The following is a 1,412-nucleotide window of genomic DNA, read 5'->3' on the forward strand; positions in this document are numbered from 1 at the left end:
GGAGCGTTCTTCGACGACGCGGGTCACTGCGAGCGCGGCGAACACGATGGTCAGGTGCGCCTCGATCGAGTCGCGGGTGCGGCCGAAGATCGGCCGGGCGGCCAGATCGGACTTCGCCATGCGGAAGCTCTTCTCGATGCGCCACAGCTGATGGTAGGAACCGATCACGAACTCCGGTGTGGGAGCAATGATGTTGGTGGCGTAGGCCTTCCACCCCGCCAGGAGCCGTGCTTTGGCCGCCAGTTCATGGTTGATGCTCTTGTCGGCGCCGGTGACCTTGACGAACCGGTTGCGTTTGATCGAAATCTTGCCGGCGACGGCCTTCTCGGCTTTGGCCATCTGCTCGGCGATGCCGCGCAAACTACGTCGTGCCCGGTCGGCGCTGTACTGGTAGTAGACGACGTGATCGCGACGCTTGTTCTTCGACCCGGCCGGATACGGCTGGGTCAGGATCAGCCCGTCCGGTGGTGTCGAGTCGGGATTGTCCCTGTGCCACTGGCTGATCAGATATGGGGTGGTCGGGATCTTCTCGCCGAGGATGAACGACAGGCCGGCGGCCTCGATGGCCTTCTTGTTGGCATCGGAGATCATGCCGGCATCGGCGACCACGGTGATGTCGTCGAGGTCGTGGGCGGCCATGAACGACCGCAAGGTCGGCAGCATCGTCGCGGTCTCGGCTTTGTTGCCCTCGAATGCCTCGATCATCAGGGGAAACCCGGTCGCGTCGGTCAACAACCCGACTGTGATCTGCGGTTCCAGGCGACGCTCTTTGGAGAACCCGGGTTCGCGGAACCCGTCGGCCTTGTCGGTCTCGAAGTACAGCGTGGTGACGTCATACAGAATCAGGCTGGCTGGCCCCACACCGCCACGCGCCGCGCACGCGGCGGCCAGGTCTCGCCGAAACTGCGGGGTCGCATACCGCGACAGTCGCCGCGTCAGCGTGCGATACGACACCGTGTCCACGCCGACTTCCTCGAGCACCCGCAACGAGTCCTGCTTGCTGGTCGGCTCAATGATCCGCGCCAGCACCAGATCACGAAAGACACTGTCGTCATTGGCTTTATCGCCGAATTCGAGATCGCTGTATACCGCGTTGAGGGTGTCCCACAGCACCTGCATGTGCGAGGACGTGATCGGTAGCGGGCCAGACGCGGCGGCCACGCCCAGGTCGAGTTCACCCTGACCGACTGCCAGCCGATCGGCGGCGGCCTTCTTCAACGCCGCCAGCTCCTGCTCGTTGTGCGCCGACCCGATGTGGTCAATGGTGCGTGACCCGCGCCGATTCGAATGCACGACCTGCACCGCAGTCGCCCCCGATGCGGTCTTCACCGTGCGCACATACGCCACTCCAGCAGCCTACGACCCCAATCTTAGTGCGCAAATTTCGATGCATCCCACACCATCACCGCAGC

1 protein-coding gene is annotated in these 1,412 nt (G+C 63.8%); it reads right to left on the reverse strand.

Annotated elements, in window-relative coordinates; translation table 11 throughout:
* Positions 1-1,347: IS1634 family transposase (locus QSJ19_RS26475; RefSeq protein ID WP_502876349.1), on the reverse strand; the 1,347-nt coding region annotated here is incomplete at its 3' end.
* Between the last annotated feature and the right edge of the window lie 65 nt (positions 1,348-1,412).

The sequence above is a fragment of the Gordonia sp. ABSL11-1 genome, from assembly GCF_030315685.1.
Taxonomy (GTDB): Bacteria; Actinomycetota; Actinomycetes; order Mycobacteriales; family Mycobacteriaceae; genus Gordonia.